This is a genomic window from Sphingomonas faeni (assembly GCF_040407505.1).
GTDB lineage: Bacteria > Pseudomonadota > Alphaproteobacteria > Sphingomonadales > Sphingomonadaceae > Sphingomonas > Sphingomonas faeni_E.
Map to the genome: position 1 here is coordinate 802,932 of NZ_JAPZPQ010000002.1, position 20,981 is coordinate 823,912.

A 20,981-nucleotide genomic window follows, 5' to 3' on the forward strand; every position below is an offset into this window, starting at 1 on the left:
TGGCGGGGGGCGACTATGAGCGGACGACGACTGGGACCGGGGAGAGTCGAGGCCTTCACCGACGGCGTGGTCGCGATCATCATCACGATCATGGTGCTGGAACTGAAGGTACCGGAAACGGGCGACCTGCACGCGTTGATCGGCAGCGCGCCGGTGCTGCTGGCGTATGTGTTGAGCTTCGTGAACGTCGGGCTGTTCTGGAACAATCACCATCACATGTTTTCCGCGGTCGAGCGCGTCGACGGGCGCGTGATGTGGGCGAACCTGTTCCTGCTGTTCTGGCTGAGCCTGGTGCCGTTCGTGATCCGCTGGCTCGACGAGAGCGCGTTCGCGGCGGGGGCGACGGCAGCCTATGGTATCGTCCTGGGGCTTGCGGCGATCGGCTATTCGCTGACCGAACGCGCGATCATCGCTTGCAACGGCAAGGAGTCGGCGGTCGCGCGCGCGATCGGTTCGGACTGGAAGGGGTGGGGCAGTATCGCGCTCTATTTCACCGGCGTGCCGCTCGCGTTCGTCAGCCGCTGGTTCGCGATCGCGCTGTACGTGGCGGTGGTTGCGCTGTGGCTGATCCCCGACCGGCGGATCGTGCGCGCGTTCGAGGATGAGCTGCGAGGCTGAGTCCTCCCCTTCGAGGGGGAGGATTCCAGCATCATTTTTTGGTGCGGAGGCCCCACAGCATCGTCCCGACTAGCGCGAGTCCGGCCGCAGTGCCGCCGACCGCGACTGCGGCCATGACTGGCGAGATGCTGCCGTCGGCACGGTGGAGGTGCGGGCGCAGGTTCTTGAGCAGTGGCTTGCGGCCCGACAGTCCCTCGAACATCTCGCCCGGACCCTCGGGATCGAGGATCTTGTTGTCGGCCAGCCACTCGCGCACGGAATCGAGTTCCGGTACCTCATAGGGGCGGAGCGAGCGGCCGTCGCCGCGCAGCCGTTCGATCGTTTCGATCAGCGAGCCGGTTTCGGCGATCGACGTCTCGATCGTCGCCACGTCGGTGTCGAGATGTTCGGCGAGCAGGCCGTTGCGGATGCTGGCGATCGTGTCGCGCTCACCGGCGTTGCGATCGCGCGCGGCATCGATGACGACGTCGCATTCGCTGTCGAGCCGCAGCGAGCGGTTGTTGAAGTTGGACGAGCCGACGCGGAGCACTTCGTCGTCGACCACCGTCACCTTGGCGTGGACGTAGATCGGCTGCCCGCCCGCGGTGAAGGGGTGATAGAGCCGCAGCCGGCTATGCGGATCCTGTTCGTGCAAGGCCTCGACCAGCCGGGCGCGCGCAGAGTCCATCGCGATCGGTTCGAGCCAGCCCTCCGCCGTGGTCGGGTGGACGATGACGAATTCGGGACCATCGGGTTCGCGCAACCGCTTGCCGATCGCCTCGGCGACCTTGCGCGACGCGAAATACTGGCTCTCGGCGTAGAAGAAGCGCTTCGTCCGCGCGATCAGGTCGACGTACAGCGCCTCGATGTCATGGCGGGGCTCCTGCTCGGCCATTTCGGGAATCGTGAGCGCGATGCCGACTTCGACGTCGATGAAATCAGCCTTCACGTGATCGGGCCAGCAGTCGGCGCCGTCGGTCACCGGCTCCAGCGCGCCGCCGCCGGACACTTCCCAGCGGCCACGGCACATGTCGCCCAGCGCGCGCGCGACCGGGCCCTGCAGGATTGTGGTAGCGTCGTGCCACGGACCATAGGGCGAGCCGTCTGGCTCCAGCCGGCGCGGTTCGTCGTCGGCGTGCGCACGCGTGTCCCATCGGTCGACGGTCATGTCGATCCCGCCGCAGAACGCGACGTCGTCGTCGATCACGACAACCTTCTGGTGATGCGAACCGGCGGGGGGATGATGGCCGTCGAGCCGCAGATGAACCTGCGGGTCGCGGATCCACTTGGCGATGCGCAACAGCGTCTGGCCGTGGAACAGCGTCTTGATCGCGCCGGTATCCCAGCGGAGGATGTGGATGTTGAGCCCCGGCGTGCGGCGCGCGAGCCAAGTGACGAATTCGCCGACGCGCTCGGGGCCGCCATCGTCGTCGTCCCCGCCGCTGTCACCGCCACCGAACCGGATGCGCGCATCGAAATCCCAGCCGACGAGCAGGATCTGCTTCTTGGCCTTCATCATCACCGCGCGGGCGGCTTTGAAATAATCGTCGGCGTCGACGATGACGGTCGCCTGCTTGGCAGGTTCGATTCGCCAGCAGTTGCGACCGGGCTCGAGCAGTGTTCCGTGAGAATTCATGATGCTGCCATCGCAGGCTTGGCGCGATCAGCCAACCCACGGAGGCGGGTTTTGACCGTCAATGGCCGAACGATCGGCCGCATTCATTATAAAATGTTCGTGGCGCGCACGTACCATCGGTACTTTATTCGGACTGCTCGTTCTCTGCTGCGTCGAGCGCCTGCGCCAGCAAGGCCGCCACGAGATGGTCGTCCTGGGCGTCGGCAAGTTGCAACGCACGGACGATGGCAATGCGAAGCGAACGGCGATCCTGTTGCGACGTGGTCATCCCGGTACCCTTGGATTTCTATCAGGTCCTCGCCGCGGCTCCTTACCCGGTCGGCAGCGACGATGTAACCTGTTTGACGAACGAACGGCCGCGCGATTGCGCGGCCGTTCGCCGAATGGAATGCCGTCCAGTTACGCGGACGGCGCCCGTTACACGAACCGATCGGCCGTATCAGACGGCGTCGGTGTAGACGCGGCGGCGGGCGGCGGTGGTCGCACCGAAGCCTGCTGCGGCAGCGCCGATGAGCAGCGCGATCACGATCATGAACGACGTGCCTGCGGCTGCACCGGCGGCGGTGTCGGTCGCCGACTTGGCGGTCTCGATCGTCTTGTTCTTGGTCTGGACGAACTGGGCCTTGGCGCGCGTCACCTGGGCCTGAGCCTCCGGACGGCTGATCTTGCGCTGGGCGGCGACGATGTCGACGATGCGGCTTTCAGCCTGTGCGCCGTCCTGGCCACCCTTTGCGAGTGCTGGCAGCTCCTTCGCGATTTCCTTCTGCGCCTGCTCCGGCGTCATCTGCGCGGGATTCGACGGTGCGTCCGACAGATACTGAGCAGCTTCGGCGCGAACGTCGGTGACGTCGACATTGGCGACGTCGGCAACCTTCGGGGCTGCTGCGCCGATGCCGGTGCCTGCTGCCGATGCGACCGAACCGACGGTGCGGAATGCGCCGCCGATGATGCCGCCGACGGCCGAGGTGAGCAGGTACATGGTGAGGATCAGGGTGACGCCCCAGACGACCAGGCCGTGGATCAGGCCGTCGAACCGGTCATGCACGCCGGCACCGCGTGCCGCGGCATAACCGCCTGCGCCCAGCGCGATGACCGTCGTGATAATCCAGTAGATCCCTGCGCCGATGCCAAAGCCGGTCGCGCCGGGAGTCGTGCCCTCGACCGGATCGACCAGGCTCAGACCGATGCCCGTGCCGAGGATGCCGAGTACGAGCTGGATCGCGATCGCGATCACGACCCCGGCGAAGATTGCGCCCCACGAGATGCGGGTCGGGGTCTTCACGCGACGGAAATCGTCCGTCGGCAGGACGCCGGGATTTACATGGTTAGCCATAATTCACTCCTGTTATTCACGAAATTCGAGGGACGGCGTCAGTTTTTGCCGTGCCTATCGATGGGTGTGTCGATCTGTTTGTCGGCCTTCGCGGTTCCAGCCTTCGAGCCTTTGTCAGCCTTCGAGGCTTCGTCGGCCTTGGCTTCGCGGGCGCCGGCTTCGCTTTCCTGCGAGCCGCGCTGTTCGATCGCTGGGTCGCCAATGATCTTGCCGATCGCCTCCTGGATCGAGCCCTTCGCCTGGCGGGTGCGGGCGTCGTCCTGGTCCGGCTTGTCCTTGTCGCGCGTCATGCGGCGATCTCCTTCGAGGGCGCCTTGAGGTGGAGCGCGTGCGGGATGGAATCGCCGTCGAAGCCGCGCGCGCGCGCCCAGGCGGCGGCGGCATTGCGGCGGTTGACGCCGATCTTCGAATAGATCCGCGCGACGTGGTTGCGCACGGTGTTGCTGGAGACGTCGAGCGTGCGCGCGATCGACTTGTCGTCGAGCCCGCGACAGATCAGCGCCAGCACCTCGCGCTCACGCTGCGTCAGTTCGTCGAGCCCGACGCCGACCGGCTCGGCGTTCGGCGTGCGGATCCGCGCAAGCTTTTCCATGATCGACCGGCTGAGCCAGCTCGTGTCCTTCATCACCGCCTCGATCGCGTTGACGAGTTCGCGCTCGGACGCTTTGCGGGTGCTGATGTCGCGCATTGCCCACAGCACGCAGGCTTCGTCGTCGAGCTGGATCGGCTCGGTCGACACGATGCAGTCGATGATGTCACCGTCCTTGCCGCGGATGCGGACTTCGCGGTCGCGGATCGGGAGGCCCGCGTCGATGTCCGCCTCGATCGCGTGGCGTAGCGCGGGCGTTTCCCACAGGTCGACGTCGCCGAGCGGACGACCGATGATCTCCGCCGAGGAATAGCCGGTGAGGCTGGTGAAGGCTTCGTTGACGTCGCACAGCCGGTGGCCGTCGCGCGCGCCGATCGCGAGCGCGATGGGGGCGAGCGAGAAAGTCCGCATGAAGCGCTCCTCGCTATGGCGCAGCTGCGTCTCGGCTTTGCGGCGCGGTTCGAGGTCGGCGAAGGTGAATAGCATGCACGGCTGCTCGCCCATGTCGATCGGCTGGCCGGCGACGATCACAAGCTTGGTCTCGCCGTCGGGAAGGCTGAGCTCCGCCTCCATCTGCGGGATGGTGCGACCCTCGGCGAGGCGCTGCTTGCCGAGATCGCGCTTCTCGCCGCGTTCGAGGACGTCGATATCGTAGACCGTGCGCGACAGGACGGCGTCGCGGTCGTGCCCGGTCATGTCGATGAAGCCCTGGTTGACCTTCACGAAGCGAAGATCGCACAGGCGACAGATGACCGCGGGCGCGGGGTTCGCGTTGAACGATTGTTCGAAGCGATCCTCGGCCTCGAATTGCGCAGACACGTCCTGAATGATCATGACGAGGCATTCGGGCTCGTCGTCGTCGTTGGTCAGGACGAGGCTGCGCACCTGATGCACCCAGCGGGGTTCGTCCTCGCCGGCGACCGCGACCTCGACCACGACCTCCGAGAAGGCCTCCCCCGACACGACGCGCTCGATCGGGTAATCGGCGTCGTTGAGCTTGTGGTTGTTGCGATAGCGCAGCTGGAAACGCTGGCGATAATCGTCGACCGTGGCACCGAGATCCTCGACCGAGTCGACCCCGTGCATCCCGAGTGCGGCCGTATTGGCCCACAGGATGTCCTGATCGGGATCGACGAGGATGACGCCTTCGTCCAGCCCCGCGATGATCTGGCGCAGATGACGCAGATCGGGGGAGTCACGAAGCGACTTGAGGGGCGGCGCCACGGTCATGCGATCAGTCGCGCTGGCCGTGGACGAGCCAGGCGACGCCGTAGCCGATGGCGGCGGCCCCGAGCGCCCAGAGGACAGGGGCGTCCTTGGCCGATGCCTGCGCGGTCGAGGCCGCACGACGAGCGGCGTCGGCGGCACGATCGCCGGCTTCGCGCGCTTCGCTGCCGATCTTGTCGGCGAGTTCGGGGGCACCGTCGACAGCGTCCTCGATCGCCGACTTGGCGCGACCGTACAGGTTCTGTGCGCCGCCAGCGACCTGGTCGACGACGCCGTCGACCTGCCAGTTGCGGCTGTTTACGGTGTCGCCAACGGCCTTCTCGACCTTGCCGCCGACATAGCGGGCGCCGCCCTGGAATTCGTCCTTGTTCATGTCAGATCCTTACGTTTGGAATTGGGTGGGAAAGGCCCCGCGTTACGGCAGCACGCCGCAGCCGGCGGCGGCCTTGCCGACTTCGAGCGCGATCTTCGGATCGCGGAGTTCGGAGGCGACGCGGATGAGATCGGACGGGGTCAGCACGCCGGGCGTGGTGTCGCCCTGGCGGTACGCCGCGGCGGCCTTGCCCAGGCGCTGCAGCTGGCCGAGCGAGAGGTTCGCCTGGAGCCGACCGCCGACGCAATCGGAGCGCGACTGATCGAGCCCGTAGCGCTGGAGCCCAGACGAGATACGCGTCGCGGGCGCGGCGCAACCGGCAATGGACGCCAGCAGGGCCAGGGCCCCGGTGGCGGACGTCATGCGCTTCATGTGAGCAGCTCCAGTATCTTGCCGCACGCGGGGTATCGCGACGGGACTGGACGCATAAACCTACCGGTAACCTCTTGGTTCCTGGTAGTTTTGTGTAGAACTACTAGCTGTAATGTACCATATCAGGACGTCGCGCGCGCCGCATAGAGCCGCGCGAACCGCAGATGCAGCGACCGTGTGCTCGAATCCTCGGCGACCTCGGCGCGGCCTTCATGCCACTCGGCTCGACGCTGAAAATAGGTCGAATCGTCGTTGTCGTCGGCGGGAAAGTGGCTGTCGTCTTGAACCTTCGTCATCGCATTGCCCTTGGTAACCTGCGCCTTCAGTACGAAATTGCAGGCGCCCGCGCGTGATCGGAAACGACTAGGCAATGCGGTAGTATGATCAGTCTGGCGTGAGGCTGTGGGGACGCCGCCGCGGCCGAGTTGGCCGGGCGACGATGCCGTCTTTATGTCGGCTTGGTTCGATCGATTACTTGGCCATTGCCGCGGACTGGTCGAGCGGGACGACCGGCAACCAGACCGCGCTCGCCGATGCGCCGCCGCGGACGATGGTGACCGTCGCCGGCTTATAGTCCGCTTTCTTTGCGAGGAAGATGTTGGGGACGAACGTCTGCGGGTTGCGATCGTAGAGCGGGAACAGGCTCGACTGGACCTGGATCATGATCTTGTGGCCCGGTTGGAACACGTGGTTCACGGTCGGCAGGCGGAACTTGTATTCCTGCACCTTGCCCGCGGGAATCGCGGTCGGCTTGGCGAAGCTCTGGCGATAGCGGCCGCGGAAGATGTCGAGGCTGATCGGCAGTTCGTATCCGCCCATCTTCGGATCGGTCGCGTTCTCCGCCGGGTAGACGTCGATCACCTTGACGACGAAATCGCCGTCGGTGCCGGTCGTCTTAGCGAAGATGTCGGCGATCGGCGCACCCGATACGCGCACCGGCGCGGTCAGCGCTTCGGTGGTGTAGGTCATCACGTCGGGGCGCCCGTCAACGCCGCGCTGGTCGCTGACCAGCCAGTCGCCCCAGCGGCCGTCGCCGAAGTTCACCGGGCGCGGCAAATGCGGCACGGGCTTCGACGGATCGGAGACATAGCTGTCACCACCGGTCGTCGCCTTGCCGAAGCCGAGCGCGCCGCCCTCCTGCAGGTAGATCGGCTTGAGCGGCGCGGCGCATCCCGTCTCGCACGCGAGTGGCCATGTCGCGAACTTGTCCCAGTGGTTCTCACCGGTGTTGTAGATCGCGGCGGCGGGCAGCGTGACGGGCGCGCCATCCTTCAGATACTGGTTGAAATAGGGGAGCAGCATGTCCTCGCGGAATTGCTGCGCGGTGTCGCCATTCCACTGGAACGGCCCGAGGCTGCGGCCTTCGCGGTTGATCTGGCTATGGCGCCACGGACCCATCACGAGGTGGTTGTTGCCGAGCTTGCCCTTGGCCTTGAGCGCTTCCCACGCGGTGATCGCGCCGTACATGTCCTCCTGGTCCCACAGCCCCTGTTCCCAGATCGTCGGCACGTTCGACGGGTTGGCGGCGAGCAGCTTGTCGAGCGCCTGACCCTGCCAGAAGCCGTCATAGGCGGGGTGCGACACCATCCGCTGCCAATAGGGAAGCTGGTCGTAGCCGGACTTCTTCGCCCACTCGCCGGCCGAGCCGACCTCGCGGAAGTTCTCGTAATCGTCATAGCCGCCGGTGGGGGGTGCCTTGCCCGCGCCCTTGTAGCCGGTCTGGCTGCCGAGCCACGCGATGTTGGCGAGGCGGAAGGCGCCGTAATGGAACCAGTCGTCGCCCATCCAGCCGTCGATCATCGGGCTCTCGGGCGCGGCGACCTTCAGCGCGGGATGCGGGGCGAGCAGCGCCATCGCGACCGTGAAGCCTTCGTATGACGAGCCGATCATGCCGACGCGGCCGTTGCTCTCGGGGAGGTTCGCCTTGTTCACCAGCCAGTCGATGGTGTCGTACGCGTCGGTGACGTGATCGACCTTGGTCGGGTTGAGCGGGCCGATGACGGGGCGTGTGACGACGTATTCGCCTTCGGACCCGTATTTGCCGCGGATGTCCTGGTAGACGCGGATATAGCCTGCCTTGACGAACATCTCGTCGGCGAGCGGCAGCGTGGCGAGGATGCTCGCACTGTCGGAGCGGTTCGCGCGACCCTTGGCGTTGTAGGGCGTGCGGGTGAGGACGATCGGCGCGTTCGCGACGCCCTTGGGATAGACGATGACCGTGTAGAGCTTGGTCCCGTCGCGCATCGGGATCATCACCTCGCGCTTCACGTAATCCTGCGCGGCGGTCGGTGGGACGAACTTGGCGGGGATGTCGCCGCCGACGGGCGCGGTCTTGTCCTGCGCGATTGCGGTGGTTGCGAGGGCGATCGAGGCGAGCAGGACGAATTTGACGGACATGGCGAAGGGCTCCGGAAGCGTTGGGGCGAAGCTAGGCGCAACCGGGGCGCGGGGGCAATCGGTCTGACAGTCTTTAGTTGCCCGGCATCGTTGATGGCGTGGTCGAGGACGAGAACGGGCGGGCCTTCGCGCCCTTGCCCCAGAGCTTGTTCGGTTTCGCGCCCATCACGAAGCGGAGTTCGCCGCCCTGGCGAATCTCGTCGTCGCGCAGATAGCTGCGGGCGAGGGGTTTGCCGTTGAGCGTGACCGACCGGATATACGGGTTGGAATCCGACAGATTGTCCGTGCGGATCGCGAACTGCTTGCCGCCGGGCAGCGCGAGCGTCGCCTGCGACAGGAACGGGCGGCCGATGACGTATTCGTTCGATCCGGGCGCGACCGGGTAGAAGCCGAGTGCGGTGAAGACGAGCCATGCGGACATCTGGCCAAGATCGTCGTTGCCGCTGAGCCCCTCGGGCTTGGCGCCATATTGGCTCCGTACGATCTGGCCGAGCCGCTCTTGTGTCCGCCACGGCGCGCCGGCGTAACTGTAGAGATAGGCGACGTGATGGCTCGGCTCGTTGCCGTGGATATACTGGCCGATCAGCCCGGCGATATCCTCCGCATGGCTATAATCGACCTTCGAATTGTCGAAGTCGAACATCGCGTCGAGCTTCCTGACGGTCTTCGCATCGCCGCCGAGCAGTCGGAACAGTCCCGCCTGATCCTGCGGCACGAACCAGCTATATTGCCACGCATTGCCCTCGGTATAATCGGAGCCGTAATTGATCGCGGTCGGATCGAAAGGCGTGCGGAACGCCCCGTTCGCGAGCCTCGCGCGCAGCCAGCCGGACTTCGCGTCGAAGCTGTTGCGCCAATTGCCCGCGCGCTTCTCGAACCGCTCGGCGATGTCGGTCTTGCCCATCCGCCGCGCCATTCGCGCGATGGTCCAGTCGTCATAGGCATATTCGACGGTCTTCGACGCGGCCTCCGGCTCCTTGTCGATCGGGACGTAGCCGCGCTGGATATACTCGCCGAGCCCGCCGTACGATGCGTGGTCGGCGCTCGCGACCATCGCCTGCAACGCAGCGTCCGCGTCGAAGCCGCCGATGCCCTTCAGATACGCGTCGGCGATAACGGGGACCGCATGATAACCAATCATAGTCCACGTCTCCCGTCCGGCGAATTGCCAGACCGGGAGGATGCCGTCGGGGCTTTGCTGCTGGCCGGCGATCAGCGAGCGGACGATGTCGGAATTGGTCTTCTCCGGCTGGATCAGCGTCAGCAGCGGGTGTTCGGCGCGGAACGTATCCCAGAGGGAAAAGGTCGAGCGGACGGTGAAGCCATCGGCCCGATGGACTTGGTCGTCGGGGCCGCGGTAGCGCCCGTCGCTGTCGCTCCACACGCTGGGGGCGAGCAGGCTGTGGTAGAGCGCGGTCGCGAAGATGCGGCGCATCGGCGGGGCCGCCTCGAACTTGACCGCGCCCAGAGCCGTATCCCAGTCACCCTGCGTCTTGGTGCGGACCGCGTCGAAGCCGCCGGGCTCGCTGTCCAGATTGGCGAGCGCTCCGGCCTCGTCGACCCCCGATATCCCGACCTTCACCTCCAGCGGAGCGTCGAGCGGGCCGAAGTCGAGCCGTGCTTCCAGTGCCTGACCGAGCTTCTCCGCCAGCGCATCGCTACCGCGACCTGGGCCCTGGAACCCTTTGTACGGGATGTCCTTCTCGCGGTTGACCAGCGCGTGGCCGACCAGCGGCGCGGAGAACCGCATCGCGAAGTAGAGCTTGCGCCCGGGCGCCCAGCCGCGCGTCTCGCGGAAGCCGGTGAGCACGCCGTCGTCGCGCAGGTGCAGCCCCGACCACAGGATCTTGCCGGGGTAATTATAGAGCGAGGAGCGGAGATCGACGACGAGGTGCGCGGCCTTGCCCTTGGGGAAGCTGTAGCGGTGCACGCCGATCCGCGTCCCCGCCGTCATTTCCGCGCGTACGCCAGGCCCGTCGAGCGTGACGGCGTAATAGCCGGGCTTGGCGACTTCACTGGCGTGCGAAAAGCTTGAGCGATAGCCGGGTGCGGCGGGCGTGCCGGGGTCCATCGGCACCGTGTCGCCCGACACCGGCGTGACGAGGATATCGCCGAGATCGGAATGCCCCGCGCCCGAGAAATGCGTGTGGCTGAACCCCTCGATCGTCGGATCGTCGTAGCGATAGCCGGCGGCATGGCCGTAGCAGGTGCGGATGACGCACGAGGTATCGGTGTCCGGCGACAACTGGACCATGCCGAACGGAGCGACCGCGCCGGGGAAGGTATGGCCTTCGCCGCCGGTGCCAATAAACGGATCGACCGCATCGCTCGGTTTGGCGGCATCCTGCGCGAAGGCGGGGCCGGCGAGGATCGTTGTGAACAGCGCACCCACGAGGCACGATCGCGTGAAGATGGACATCGAGGTCACCCGTTCGGAGGGAAATAGGCGGGGGAGCTTGCCGGGTGCCAGGTGAACCATGTCGCGCACATCCCCTCTATTCGTTCGGTCGCCAGACTGGCTTCATCGCCAGCTCTTGCGCAACCGCAGAAGTGGATTAGAACATCAAATTGGATAATTCAAACGAACAGTTTGAAAGCGGGGGGATGCAGAAGATGGTCTTCAGGCCGGGTCGATATGCCGCGCGTTCACTGAACGCCAGTAGTGTGCGCTTGCCAAGCCTTCGCAATCGCGGGATCACTTCGTCGCCAACGCTGAAACCGCTGCATTGCAGTGCAGAGCGGCTTCGTCTTCTGTTCTCCAGCCTGGATGATCGGTCCGCATGACTCTTCAAACGCCGCCGCGTCTGTCGGGGACCAACCTCGAGCGCGCCGCCGACCACAACCAGCGCGTGACGCTGCATGCCATTCGCCTCGGCGGATCGCTGACACGGATCGACCTCGCACGGATCACCGGGCTGACCGGGCCGGCGATCGCCAACATCACGCGGAGGCTGTTGCAGGAAGGGATGATCGAGGAGGCGGGGCAGCGCCGCGGCGGGCGCGGCCAGCCGCCGACCAAACTCGTCGTCCGGGCCGACGCGTGCTATTCGATCGGCGTCAATATCGACCGCGACCATATCACGATCGTGCTGGTCGATTTCCTCGCCCAGATCCTCGCGCGCAAGTCGATCGAGATCAGCTTCGCGCTGCCCGACGACGTCCGCGATCTCTATCGGCGCTCGGTACGCCAGATGCTGAAAAGCGCGAAGGTCGATCCCGCCAAGCTGGTCGGCATCGGCGTGGCGCGACCCGACGACCTCGCGCTGGTCGCGATGCCGGGCCGTCCGGCCGCCTATGCGGCGTGGGACGGGATCGACATGGCGACGCTGTTCGACAAACCGCTGTCGCTGCCCGTGTTCGTCGAGAACGATGCCGCCGCCGCCGCGATGGGCGAGATGCAGCTAGGCTTCGGACAGAATTACAGCAGTTTCTTCTACATCCTCGTGTCGTCGGGGCTGGGCGGCGGCTTCGTTGCGGATGGCGCGTATGTTCGCGGCACGCACGGGCGCAGCGGCGAGCTAGGGTTCATGGCGGCCGGCGGCGGCAAGCGGGGACGCGAGACCGTGCAGAAACTGGTATCGCTATCCGGACTCGCCGAGCATCTGGCGAATTCAGGTTTCGACATCGGGCAGGTTCTGCATCAGGCCGATTGGGCGCCGGACGTCGAGCTTTGTCTGGAGGAATGGGTCGAGAGGGCGGCGCACACGCTCTGCACGCCCCTCGACGCGATCAACTGCCTGATCGATCCGGCGGTAATCCTGATCGGCGGGCGCCTGCCGAGCCGGTTGGTTGAACGGGTCGCGGAGCGCGTCAACGCGTTGATCCGGGACGCGACCGATGCGCCCGCGATCGCGCCGGTCCGCCGTGCCGCGTTGTCGGAGGATGCGCCGGCGGTCGGTGCGGCGATCCTGCCGTTCAGTCATTTCCTGCTGCCCAAGGCCGCTGCGCTCTGGAAGGATTCCGGCGCGGCAGCCGACTGACGCCGGTAATCGGTTTCGGTACCGCTACCTTGGCATGTGAGGCCTCTGTGCGCTTGGCGTTCCGGAGTGCGGGCTGTTGTCTTCGTTTACGTACGAATACGGGACGGCAGGCGTGAATCCTCGCGGTGTCTTCCTCCAGACTATCGGCGCATCAAAGGGTATTCGCCGAGTTACGTCCGCAACGGTCCAAAACTAGCGCAACAATCTATTTGACAATTTGCTTTTACAATTGGCAAATAGACGGGTCGAGACTGCACGCCGACAGGATCCGATTCAATCGGACAGCCCAACCGAAAACGGTGGGCAGGCGCGCTATTCGCAGGGGTAAGTGAGGGGGCGCAGGCATCCTCACGAGGAAGAGGAAAGTCTGATGACCGCAAGCATAGAATCGTGCTCGATCGTGGCGCGTCGCCATCGTCCGTTGTCGTTCCTGTTGGCCACGGTCAGTCTTACTGCTGCGTTGGCCGGTGCGGCGCAGGCTCAACAGGCCGCGCCTTCCCCTGCGCCTCCCCAGAGCGCGACGCCGTCCAACCAGGCGCAGCCCGCCTCGACCGCTACGGCGGAGTCCGGTCAAGCCGCCGGCACGACACAGCCGGATGGGTCGGCGCAGGACACCGGCGACATCGTCGTTACCGGGTATCGGCGTTCGATCGAGAAGAGCCTCACTCAGAAGCGCGAGGCGAACGCGTTCGTCGACGTTATCACCGCCGAAGACGTCGGCAAGTTCCCCGACAAGAACGTCGCCGATGCGTTGCAGCGCGTGCCGGGCGTGGTCATCACCCGCGACGGCGGCGAAGGTAGCCGGGTCAGTATCCGCGGCCTTCAGTCGGGCCTGACGCTCACCTTGCTCAACGGCAATTTCCTTGCCGGCGCCGACAGCGGCGAGCCGCAGCGATCGTTCAACTACGTCCTGCTGCCGTCGACCTTCATCGCCAGCACCGAGGTCTATAAGTCGCCCGAAGCGCGGCTCGAAGAAGGCGGCGTCGGTGGCACGATCATCCTCAACACGCGGCGGCCGTTCGACGTGCCGGCGTGGTCGGGCTTCGTCTCCGCCGAGGGGACGTATTCGGACACGACCGAGAAATACGAACCGCAGCTTGGCGGGCAGGTGTCGTGGAAGAACAAGGAGGAGACGTTCGGCCTGCTGGTCGGCGGCGTCTGGCAGAAGCGCACCAACCGCGAGTTGCGCAGCTCGTCCGAGAGCTGGCTGTGGTGGAGCGATCGCGACGCACAGGGCAACGTCCTGAAGCCCGCGACCGACGTCGACGGCAAGACCTTCGCGAACAACGACGCGATCTCCTACTGGCCGGGGCAGGGCACGACTGCGCGCGATGGCACGCATTATTCGGGCTATTGGGCGCCGCAGTCGGTCAACGCCGAAGTCTTCGACCAGGAGCGCGAGCGGTACGGGATCCAGGCGACCGCACAGTTCAAGCCGTTCGAGTCGGTCACGGTCACCGCGAACTATTTCCGGTTCGGCTATAGCAGCAACTTTACCTCGAACGTGCTGAAGATCCCGGAATGGGGCTACGACAATTTCTTCACCGGTGCGACGTTCGACAAGAGCGGGACGATCTTCCAGTCGGCGAACTTCGCGGTGCCGGCGGCGGGGACGGGCTGCCTCGCGCGCCCGACCCCGTGCACGATGGAGACGCCGCAGATCGCCGGCACGTACAGCCGCGAGAAGCAGGTTTCGAACACCTTCGAGACCGAGGTCAAATATAGCCAGGACCGTTTCGACGCCGTCCTGAAACTGGGCAAGACCAAGTCGAGCGGTGGCCCGTCGGTGCGCTTCAGCGTTGCCGCCAAGCCCCGCCTGACGACGCCCGGCCGGGAGCAGAACGGCAATCTGGTCAGCAACTGGGATATCTCGGACGGCATCGCCAATTTCGAGTTCTCGCCCGAGCTGCAGAACAACATCCGCAACGGGATCGCGCAGATCGACGTGGGCTCGACCAACTCGAGCTTCGTCAACAGCGACCTTGGCCAGCGCTATGCGCAGCTCGACCTGACAAGGCGGTTCGACGGGTTCCTGAAATCGGTGCAGGTCGGCGGCAAATGGCGCGACCTGAAGATCGGCCGCGAGACCGGTCGCAACGACTGGTATGCCGATCCGGCGACGTTGCTTCGCTACCAGGATACCGCCGCCGGTGCCGTCGCGCGGCCTGAATTCTTCTACGCGAACCAGATCGGCAACATCAACGGCGGCTTCAACGCCAACGTCGTGCCGGGCATCAATTTCGATGAATATCTGAAGTATCTGAATGCGACCTACGGCCAGGCGGTGCGGGTGTACGAACCCGACTTCGTCTACGCGCTGGGGGAGCGGGTCTTCGCTGGCTATGCGCAGGTGAACTTCGGGACCGGTGGTCTTCGCGGTAACGTCGGCCTCCGCATGGCGAACACGAAACAGTCGGGCAATACCTCCGACCGCCTGCAATATCTCAACGACTATTGCGTCAACGGCCCCGGCGGGGCGGCCGATCCCAACCGTCCGCTCGGCCCCGATGGCAACTGCCAGGTGCTGCCGCTCAGCGTGCGCGAGACGATCGTCAACACGCGTGCCGACCAATCGAAGACCTACACGGACTGGCTGCCGAGCTTCAACGTGTCGTACGAGGTCACGCCTGATCTCCTCGTCCGCGGCGCCGTCGCGAAGGTGATCGCGCGGCCGTCGTTCGAGAATCTGGGGTCGCAGCGGTCGCTCACCTTCCGCTCGAATGCCTATGCGTTCGATCGCGGCCAGTTCGGCGAGTTCGCCGGCTGGTCGGGCAGCGGCGGCAATTCGGACCTGAACCCATTCTCGGCATGGCAATACGACCTTGGCATCGAATGGTATTTCCACCGCGGTTCGGTGCTCGGCGCGACCTTCTTCCGCAAGGACGTGTCGGACTTCGTGGTGCCGTTGGTGCTCAACGTCACCCGCGACGTCAACGGAACGCAGCAGCTGATCCAGCCTTACTCGACCGTCGCGAACGGTTCGAATGCGCGGTCGCAGGGTGTCGAACTGTACGCGCAGCACACGCTGTCGTTCGGTCTCGGCGCGCAGGTCAACTTCACCTATAACGACACCTCGGTGGCTGACGTCACGCTCGACGGGCAGAAGGTCGGTTCGTCCGCCTTGGTCGGCAGCGCCAAGACGCAGGTCAATGCGTCGGTCTTCTACGAACACGGCAAGGTGTTGCTGCGCGCATCGTACAACCGGCGCGGCGAAGTCGTCGGCGGGTTGCAGTCGGGCCTGAACGAATACACCGATCCGTATGCACAGGTCGATCTCAATGCGGCCTATGCGCTGACCGACCGGCTGAACCTCACAGCCTCGGTGATCAACCTCACCAAGGCCGAGGAAAGCCGCCATCTCGGCAACGACACGAAGGACCGCTTCACCTATCGGAATTACTTCGGGCGGCGGGCCTATGTGGGCGTGTCGTTCAATTTCTGATGACCTGGTTTGATCGGCTTGTCTCTCGGGTGGCGCCTTCGCGGCGCTACCCTCCCTTTTCTCGCAGCGTCGCGTCACAGCATGTGGGCGAATCGCGCGGGCGGCGCGGGGTTCGGTTCGCGCTGACCGCGTCGGCGCTGATGATGTGCGGGCTGGCGAGTGCGTCGAACCCGATCGTTCCCGGCTGGTATGCCGACCCCGAGATCCGCGTGTTCGCCGGTCGTTACTGGATCTATCCGACCTATTCGGATCACTATGGCAAGCCCGACGTCACCAGCCGCTTCTCGGCCGCGCAGACGCTCGCGCGGCAACGCAAGACGGTGCGTCCGTCCTACGGCATGCAGACCTTTTTCAACGCGTTCTCGTCACCCGACCTGGTGCACTGGACCAAGCACGAGCACGTGTTCGACGTGCGGAACGCCGCCTGGGCGGCCTATGCGATCTGGGCGCCGTCGGTGATCCAGGCGAACGGTCGCTATTACATGTTCTTCAGCGCGAACGACATCCAGAGCGATGCGGAGCTTGGCGGGATCGGCCTCGCGGTCAGCGACCGGCCCGGTGGACCGTTCAAGGACGCGATCGGCAAGCCACTGGTAGGCGCGTTCCACAACGGCGCGCAACCAATCGACCCGTTCGCGTTTCGCGATCACGATGGCCAGGTCTATCTGTTCTACGGCGGCTGGAAGCATTGCAACGTCGTCCGGCTCAGCCCCGACCTCAAGCGCATCCTGCCGTTCGCCGATGGCTCGACCTATAAGGAAGTGACGCCGCCCGGCTATGTCGAGGGCTCGTTCATGATCGAGCGCAAGGGCGTCTATTACCTGATGTGGTCGGAGGGCGGCTGGACCGGTCCGGACTATAGCGTCGCCTATGCGACCGGGCCGGGACCGACCGGTCCGTTCACGCCGCGCGGCAAGATCCTGTCGCAGGACCTGCGCATCGCGCGCGGGGCGGGGCATCACTCGGTCGTCAACGTGCCCGGCACCGACGACTGGTACATCGCGTATCACCGCCGCCCGCTCGACACCGATCGCGGCGAACACCGGCAGATCGCGATCGACAGGATGGTCTTTGCCGCCGATGGTCGGATCGAGCCGGTGGTGATGACCGATGCGGGCGTTAAGCCGCGACCGATCGGCGTGCAGAAGCCGACACGAAATTCAGGGAGAGCGATGTGAGAAACAGGGCGATCGCCAATTTGCGCGGCACGGTAGCGGCGGTCGCGTCGCTTGCCCTCGTCGCGCCGGCGCCGATACTGGCCCAGACCAAGGCTGCGGCCGCCGCGTCGGGCAACGGCGCGATGCAGCCGCAGGATCAGCCCTCGGTCGATCTGGTCAACCCGCTGATGGGGACCGATTCCGACTACACCTTGTCCTACGGCAATACCTATCCCGCGGTGGCGGTGCCGTGGGGGATGAACTTCTGGACGCCGGTCACCGGCAAGACCAACAGCGGCTGGGGCTACACCTACGACGCGAACAAGATCAACGGCATCAAGCAGACGCACCAGCCCAGTCCGTGGATGAACGACTACGCCGCGTTCTCGCTGATGGCGACGACCGGCGCGCTGAAGGTGAAGGAGGACGAACGCGCGTCCTGGTACAGCCACAAGGCGGAGGACAGCCGGCCGTACAGCTACAAGGTCTATCTCGCCGATTACGACGTGACCGCGGAGGTCGCGCCGACCAACCGCGCCGCACAGTTCCGCTTCACCTTCCCGCAGAGCAACGACGCGCACATCATCCTCGACGGCTATGCCGGCGGCTCGATGGTCTCGATCGACAAGGCCAAGCGCCGCATCACCGGCTATGTCCGCAACAATCACGGCGGCGTGCCCGACAATTTCCACAACTACTTCGTCGCCGAATTCGACCACGACTTCACCGTCAGCCAGACTTGGGACGGCAAGGGCCAGGTCACCGCGACGCCGACGCGCGAGGGCGATCATGTCGGCGCGATCGTCAGCTTCAAGACGCGCAAGGGCGAGCAGGTCGGCGTCAAGGTCGCCTCGTCGTTCATCAGCCTGGAACAGGCCGAGCGAAACCTGCGCGGCGAGATCGGCGGCGACGGGTTCGAGCAAACCAAGACGAAGGCGAAGGCGATCTGGCAGCGCGAGTTCGACCGCGTCCAGGTCACCGATCCCAATTTAGACAACCGCCGCATCTTCTACTCGGCACTGTACCGCATGCTGCAGTTCCCGCGGATGTTCCACGAGGTCGATGCCAAGGGCCAGACCGTCCACTACAGCCCGTATGACGGCAAGGTGCACCCGGGCTTCCTCTATACCGACAACGGTTTCTGGGACACGTGGCGCGCGGTCTTCCCGTTCTTCGCGCTGATGTATCCCGAGCGCGACAGCGAGATCATGCAGGGGCTGGTCAACACCTACAAGGAGTCCGGCTGGCTGCCCGAATGGGCCAGTCCCGGCCACCGCGACGTGATGATCGGATCGAACTCGGCGAACCTGATCGCCGACGCGTATCTGAACGGCGTGCGTGGGTTCGACGTCGCGACCTTGTATGAGGCGATGGTCAAGAACGCGACGACGTCGCAAGGCCGCCCGGTCGACAAGAAGGGCAAGGTCGTCGGCGCGGTCGGGCGCGAGGGCGTCGAATATTATAACCGGCTCGGCTATGTGCCCTATGACGTCGGCATCAACGAGAATGCCGCGCGCACGCTCGAATACGCCACCGCGGACTTCTCGATCTCGCGGCTCGCGACGGCACTGGGCAAGACCGAGGATGCGAAGCTCTACGCCACGCGCGCGCAGAATTACCGCAAGCTCTACGATGCGCAGAGTGGCTGGATGCGCGGTCGCAACAAGGACGGCAGCTGGTCGACGCCGTTCAGCCCGTACAAATGGGGCGACGCGTTCACCGAGGGCAATGCGCTGCATTACAGCTGGTCGGTGATGCAGGACGTGCAGGGGCTGGCCGACCTGATGGGTGGGCGCGAGGCGTTCGTGAAGCGGCTCGACTCGATCTTCACCACGCCGCCGATCTTCGACGACAGCTATTACGGGCAGACCATCCACGAGATCCGCGAGATGCAGATCGTCGACATGGGGCAATATGCGCACGGCAACCAGCCGATCCAGCACATGACCTATCTCTACGACTGGGCCGGCGCACCGTGGAAGACGCAATATCACGTCCGCGACGTGATGAAGAAGCTCTACTCGCCCGCGCCCGACGGCTATCCGGGTGACGAGGACAACGGCCAGACCTCGGCATGGTACGTGTTCTCCGCGCTCGGCTTCTACCCGGTCACGCCTGCGGTCGGGCAATATGCGATCGGCAGCCCGCTGTTCCAGACCGTGAAGCTGACGATGCCGGGCGGCAAGACGCTGACGATCGAGGCGGCGAACAACGGCCCCGGCAATGTCTACATCCAGTCGGCGAGCTTCAACGGCACTCCGCACGACAAGCCCTGGCTGACGCGCGCGGCGTTGCAGCAGGGGGGCACGCTGCGGTTCGTGATGGGGCCGACGCCGAACACCGCCTGGGGCGCGGCAAAGGCCGATGCGCCGTTCTCGATGAGCGCACCGGTGGCGGGACGTTGACCATGGAGACCGGAATGCGCCTTCGTCGACGCGACGTCATGACGGGCGCCGCCGCGCTGGCCGTCACCGCCAGCCTCCCGCGCGCTGCCTCCGCCGCCGCTGCCGCCGCGCCACGCGTGAGCAAGCGACCGCCACGCGGCCAGCGCCGCTTCGTCAGCCCCGCGGTCGAGGCCGAGATCGCGCGCGTGAAGGCGAAGATCGCCGACCCCGAACTCGCCTGGCTGTTCGAGAATTGCTATCCCAACACGCTCGACACCACGGTCAAGGTCGGCACTGTGGACGGCAAGCCCGATGCGTTCGTCATCACCGGCGATATCGAGGCGCTGTGGCTGCGCGACAGTTCGGCGCAGATGCAGACCTATGTGCACCTCGCGCTCAAAGATGCCGGCCTGCGCCGTGTCTTCACCGGGCTGATCGCGCGGCAGGCGCGTTGCATCCTGATCGACCCTTATGCCAATGCGTTCATGGAGGATCCGACCGCCAAATCGAACCTCGGCGCGCGGACCGACCAGACCGACATGAAGCCGGGCGTCGCCGAGCGGAAGTGGGAGATCGACTCGCTCTGCTATCCGATGCGTCTCGCGCACGGCTATTGGACCGCGACGCGCGACAAGACGCCGTTCGACGATCTCTGGGCGAAGGCGATGCGCCGCGCGGTCGCGACCTTCCGCGAACAGCAGCGCAAGGACGGCAAGGGCCCGTATCATTTCCAGCGCTTGAACGTCTCGCCGACCGAGACGCTGATGTTCGAGGGTTACGGCGCCCCGACGCGGAAGGTCGGGCTGATCCATTCGATGTTCCGCCCGTCGGACGATGCGTGCCTCTATCCGTTCCTGATCCCGTCGAACCTGTTCGCGGTGTCGGCGCTGCGCATGCTGGCCACGGTCCAGCGCGAAGCGCGCGGCGATATGGCGGGCGCGACCGACAGCGAAGCGCTGGCGACCGAGGTCGAGGCGGCGTTGCGCAAGCATGGCCGGATGCCGGACGGGCAGGGCGGCGAGGTCTGGGCGTACGAGGTCGACGGCTTCGGCAACGCGATCTTCATGGACGACGCCAACGTGCCGAGCCTGTCGGGCCTGACGCTGCTCGGCGCGGCGGATCGCACCGACCCGCTGTTCCGCCGCACCGCCGCGCTCGCGTGGAGCGATCGCAACCCGTATTTCTTCACCGGCAGCGCCGCGCGCGGGATCGGCGGCCCGCATATCGGGCTCGACATGATCTGGCCGATGTCGATCATCACGCACGCGATGAACAGCGACGACGACGCCGTGATCCGCCAGTGTCTCGCCTGGCTCAAGACCACGCACGGCGGCACCGGCTTCATGCACGAATCCTTCAACAAGGACGATCCGGCCAAGTTCACGCGCAGTTGGTTCGCCTGGGCCAATGGATTGTTCGGCGAGCTGATCCTCGACCTCGAGCGCCGCAAGCCCGCCTTGCTGGCCGCCCGCTACTGATATGAATTCCGGGAGA

At 65.4% G+C, this 20,981-nt stretch carries 16 protein-coding genes; 6 read left to right on the top strand and 10 right to left on the bottom strand.

From position 1 onward, the window contains the following. Window positions 1-15: 15 nt before the first annotated feature. Window positions 16-618 (top strand): TMEM175 family protein, encoded by a 603-nt coding sequence (locus O6X71_RS10230; protein ID WP_353465751.1) that lies wholly within the window; start codon window positions 16-18, stop codon window positions 616-618. Window positions 619-649: 31 nt separating this feature from the next. Here O6X71_RS10230 and O6X71_RS10235 read toward each other — a convergent pair whose 3' ends face one another. From O6X71_RS10235 to O6X71_RS10280, 10 genes are all read right to left on the bottom strand, one after another. Further along, a complete protein-coding gene (locus O6X71_RS10235) occupies window positions 650-2,233 on the bottom strand; it encodes a phospholipase D-like domain-containing protein (RefSeq protein WP_353465752.1) in 1,584 nt (527 codons plus the stop codon). A gap of 124 nt (window positions 2,234-2,357) precedes the next feature. Continuing rightward, window positions 2,358-2,501 (bottom strand): hypothetical protein, encoded by a 144-nt coding sequence (locus O6X71_RS10240; RefSeq protein ID WP_156362369.1) that lies wholly within the window; start codon window positions 2,499-2,501, stop codon window positions 2,358-2,360. Window positions 2,502-2,672: 171 nt separating this feature from the next. Next, window positions 2,673-3,566: a hypothetical protein gene (locus tag O6X71_RS10245; protein WP_353465753.1), complete on the bottom strand. Its 894-nt coding sequence runs from the start codon at window positions 3,564-3,566 to the stop codon at window positions 2,673-2,675. 38 nt (window positions 3,567-3,604) lie between these two features. Next, window positions 3,605-3,856, bottom strand: a complete 252-nt coding sequence (locus O6X71_RS10250; protein WP_353465754.1) for a hypothetical protein — start codon at window positions 3,854-3,856, stop codon at window positions 3,605-3,607. Then, window positions 3,853-5,385, bottom strand: coding sequence for a PAS domain S-box protein (locus O6X71_RS10255; RefSeq protein WP_353465755.1), 1,533 nt, complete (start codon window positions 5,383-5,385; stop codon window positions 3,853-3,855). The genes O6X71_RS10250 and O6X71_RS10255 overlap by 4 nt, the downstream gene beginning before the upstream one ends. Before the next feature lie 4 nt (window positions 5,386-5,389). Next, window positions 5,390-5,755, bottom strand: a complete 366-nt coding sequence (locus O6X71_RS10260) for a CsbD family protein (RefSeq protein WP_353465756.1) — start codon at window positions 5,753-5,755, stop codon at window positions 5,390-5,392. Window positions 5,756-5,797: 42 nt separating this feature from the next. Beyond that, window positions 5,798-6,154 (bottom strand): hypothetical protein, encoded by a 357-nt coding sequence (locus tag O6X71_RS10265; protein ID WP_353465757.1) that lies wholly within the window; start codon window positions 6,152-6,154, stop codon window positions 5,798-5,800. 95 nt (window positions 6,155-6,249) lie between these two features. Next, on the bottom strand, window positions 6,250-6,423 hold the full coding sequence (locus O6X71_RS10270; RefSeq protein WP_165895503.1) for a hypothetical protein: 174 nt from the start codon (window positions 6,421-6,423) through the stop codon (window positions 6,250-6,252). A gap of 175 nt (window positions 6,424-6,598) precedes the next feature. Then, window positions 6,599-8,524, bottom strand: a complete 1,926-nt coding sequence (locus O6X71_RS10275; RefSeq protein ID WP_353465758.1) for a CocE/NonD family hydrolase — start codon at window positions 8,522-8,524, stop codon at window positions 6,599-6,601. A gap of 73 nt (window positions 8,525-8,597) precedes the next feature. Continuing rightward, window positions 8,598-10,943: a GH92 family glycosyl hydrolase gene (locus O6X71_RS10280; RefSeq protein ID WP_353465759.1), complete on the bottom strand. Its 2,346-nt coding sequence runs from the start codon at window positions 10,941-10,943 to the stop codon at window positions 8,598-8,600. 361 nt (window positions 10,944-11,304) lie between these two features. Between O6X71_RS10280 and O6X71_RS10285 the strand changes: the two genes are divergently transcribed. The 5 genes from O6X71_RS10285 to O6X71_RS10305 all read left to right on the top strand — a co-directional run bounded on the left by O6X71_RS10285 (window position 11,305) and on the right by O6X71_RS10305 (window position 20,965). Continuing rightward, window positions 11,305-12,504: an ROK family transcriptional regulator gene (locus tag O6X71_RS10285; protein ID WP_353465760.1), complete on the top strand. Its 1,200-nt coding sequence runs from the start codon at window positions 11,305-11,307 to the stop codon at window positions 12,502-12,504. A gap of 370 nt (window positions 12,505-12,874) precedes the next feature. Beyond that, window positions 12,875-15,946 carry a TonB-dependent receptor gene (locus tag O6X71_RS10290; RefSeq protein ID WP_353465761.1) on the top strand — a complete coding sequence of 1,024 codons (3,072 nt, stop codon included), beginning with the start codon at window positions 12,875-12,877 and terminating at the stop codon, window positions 15,944-15,946. Between the two features lie 83 nt (window positions 15,947-16,029). Further along, entirely contained in the window at window positions 16,030-17,124 is a 1,095-nt protein-coding gene (locus O6X71_RS10295; RefSeq protein WP_353465762.1) for a glycoside hydrolase family 43 protein, read from the top strand. Between the two features lie 122 nt (window positions 17,125-17,246). Beyond that, complete coding sequence (locus O6X71_RS10300; RefSeq protein WP_435368474.1) at window positions 17,247-19,508, top strand: GH92 family glycosyl hydrolase; 2,262 nt, start codon at window positions 17,247-17,249, stop codon at window positions 19,506-19,508. Between the two features lie 14 nt (window positions 19,509-19,522). Next, window positions 19,523-20,965, top strand: a complete 1,443-nt coding sequence (locus O6X71_RS10305) for a glycoside hydrolase family 125 protein (RefSeq protein ID WP_353465764.1) — start codon at window positions 19,523-19,525, stop codon at window positions 20,963-20,965. Window positions 20,966-20,981 lie beyond the last annotated feature (16 nt).

Coding starts and splice junctions, on each gene's coding strand:
- O6X71_RS10230 (WP_353465751.1), top strand. CDS start 16: ATGAGCGGACGACGACTGGGACCGGGGAGAGTCGAGGCCTTCACCGAC.
- O6X71_RS10235 (WP_353465752.1), bottom strand. CDS start 2,233: ATGAATTCTCACGGAACACTGCTCGAGCCCGGTCGCAACTGCTGGCGA.
- O6X71_RS10240 (WP_156362369.1), bottom strand. CDS start 2,501: ATGACCACGTCGCAACAGGATCGCCGTTCGCTTCGCATTGCCATCGTC.
- O6X71_RS10245 (WP_353465753.1), bottom strand. CDS start 3,566: ATGGCTAACCATGTAAATCCCGGCGTCCTGCCGACGGACGATTTCCGT.
- O6X71_RS10250 (WP_353465754.1), bottom strand. CDS start 3,856: ATGACGCGCGACAAGGACAAGCCGGACCAGGACGACGCCCGCACCCGC.
- O6X71_RS10255 (WP_353465755.1), bottom strand. CDS start 5,385: ATGACCGTGGCGCCGCCCCTCAAGTCGCTTCGTGACTCCCCCGATCTG.
- O6X71_RS10260 (WP_353465756.1), bottom strand. CDS start 5,755: ATGAACAAGGACGAATTCCAGGGCGGCGCCCGCTATGTCGGCGGCAAG.
- O6X71_RS10270 (WP_165895503.1), bottom strand. CDS start 6,423: ATGACGAAGGTTCAAGACGACAGCCACTTTCCCGCCGACGACAACGAC.
- O6X71_RS10275 (WP_353465758.1), bottom strand. CDS start 8,524: ATGTCCGTCAAATTCGTCCTGCTCGCCTCGATCGCCCTCGCAACCACC.
- O6X71_RS10280 (WP_353465759.1), bottom strand. CDS start 10,943: ATGTCCATCTTCACGCGATCGTGCCTCGTGGGTGCGCTGTTCACAACG.
- O6X71_RS10285 (WP_353465760.1), top strand. CDS start 11,305: ATGACTCTTCAAACGCCGCCGCGTCTGTCGGGGACCAACCTCGAGCGC.
- O6X71_RS10290 (WP_353465761.1), top strand. CDS start 12,875: ATGACCGCAAGCATAGAATCGTGCTCGATCGTGGCGCGTCGCCATCGT.
- O6X71_RS10300 (WP_435368474.1), top strand. CDS start 17,247: ATGCAGCCGCAGGATCAGCCCTCGGTCGATCTGGTCAACCCGCTGATG.
- O6X71_RS10305 (WP_353465764.1), top strand. CDS start 19,523: ATGCGCCTTCGTCGACGCGACGTCATGACGGGCGCCGCCGCGCTGGCC.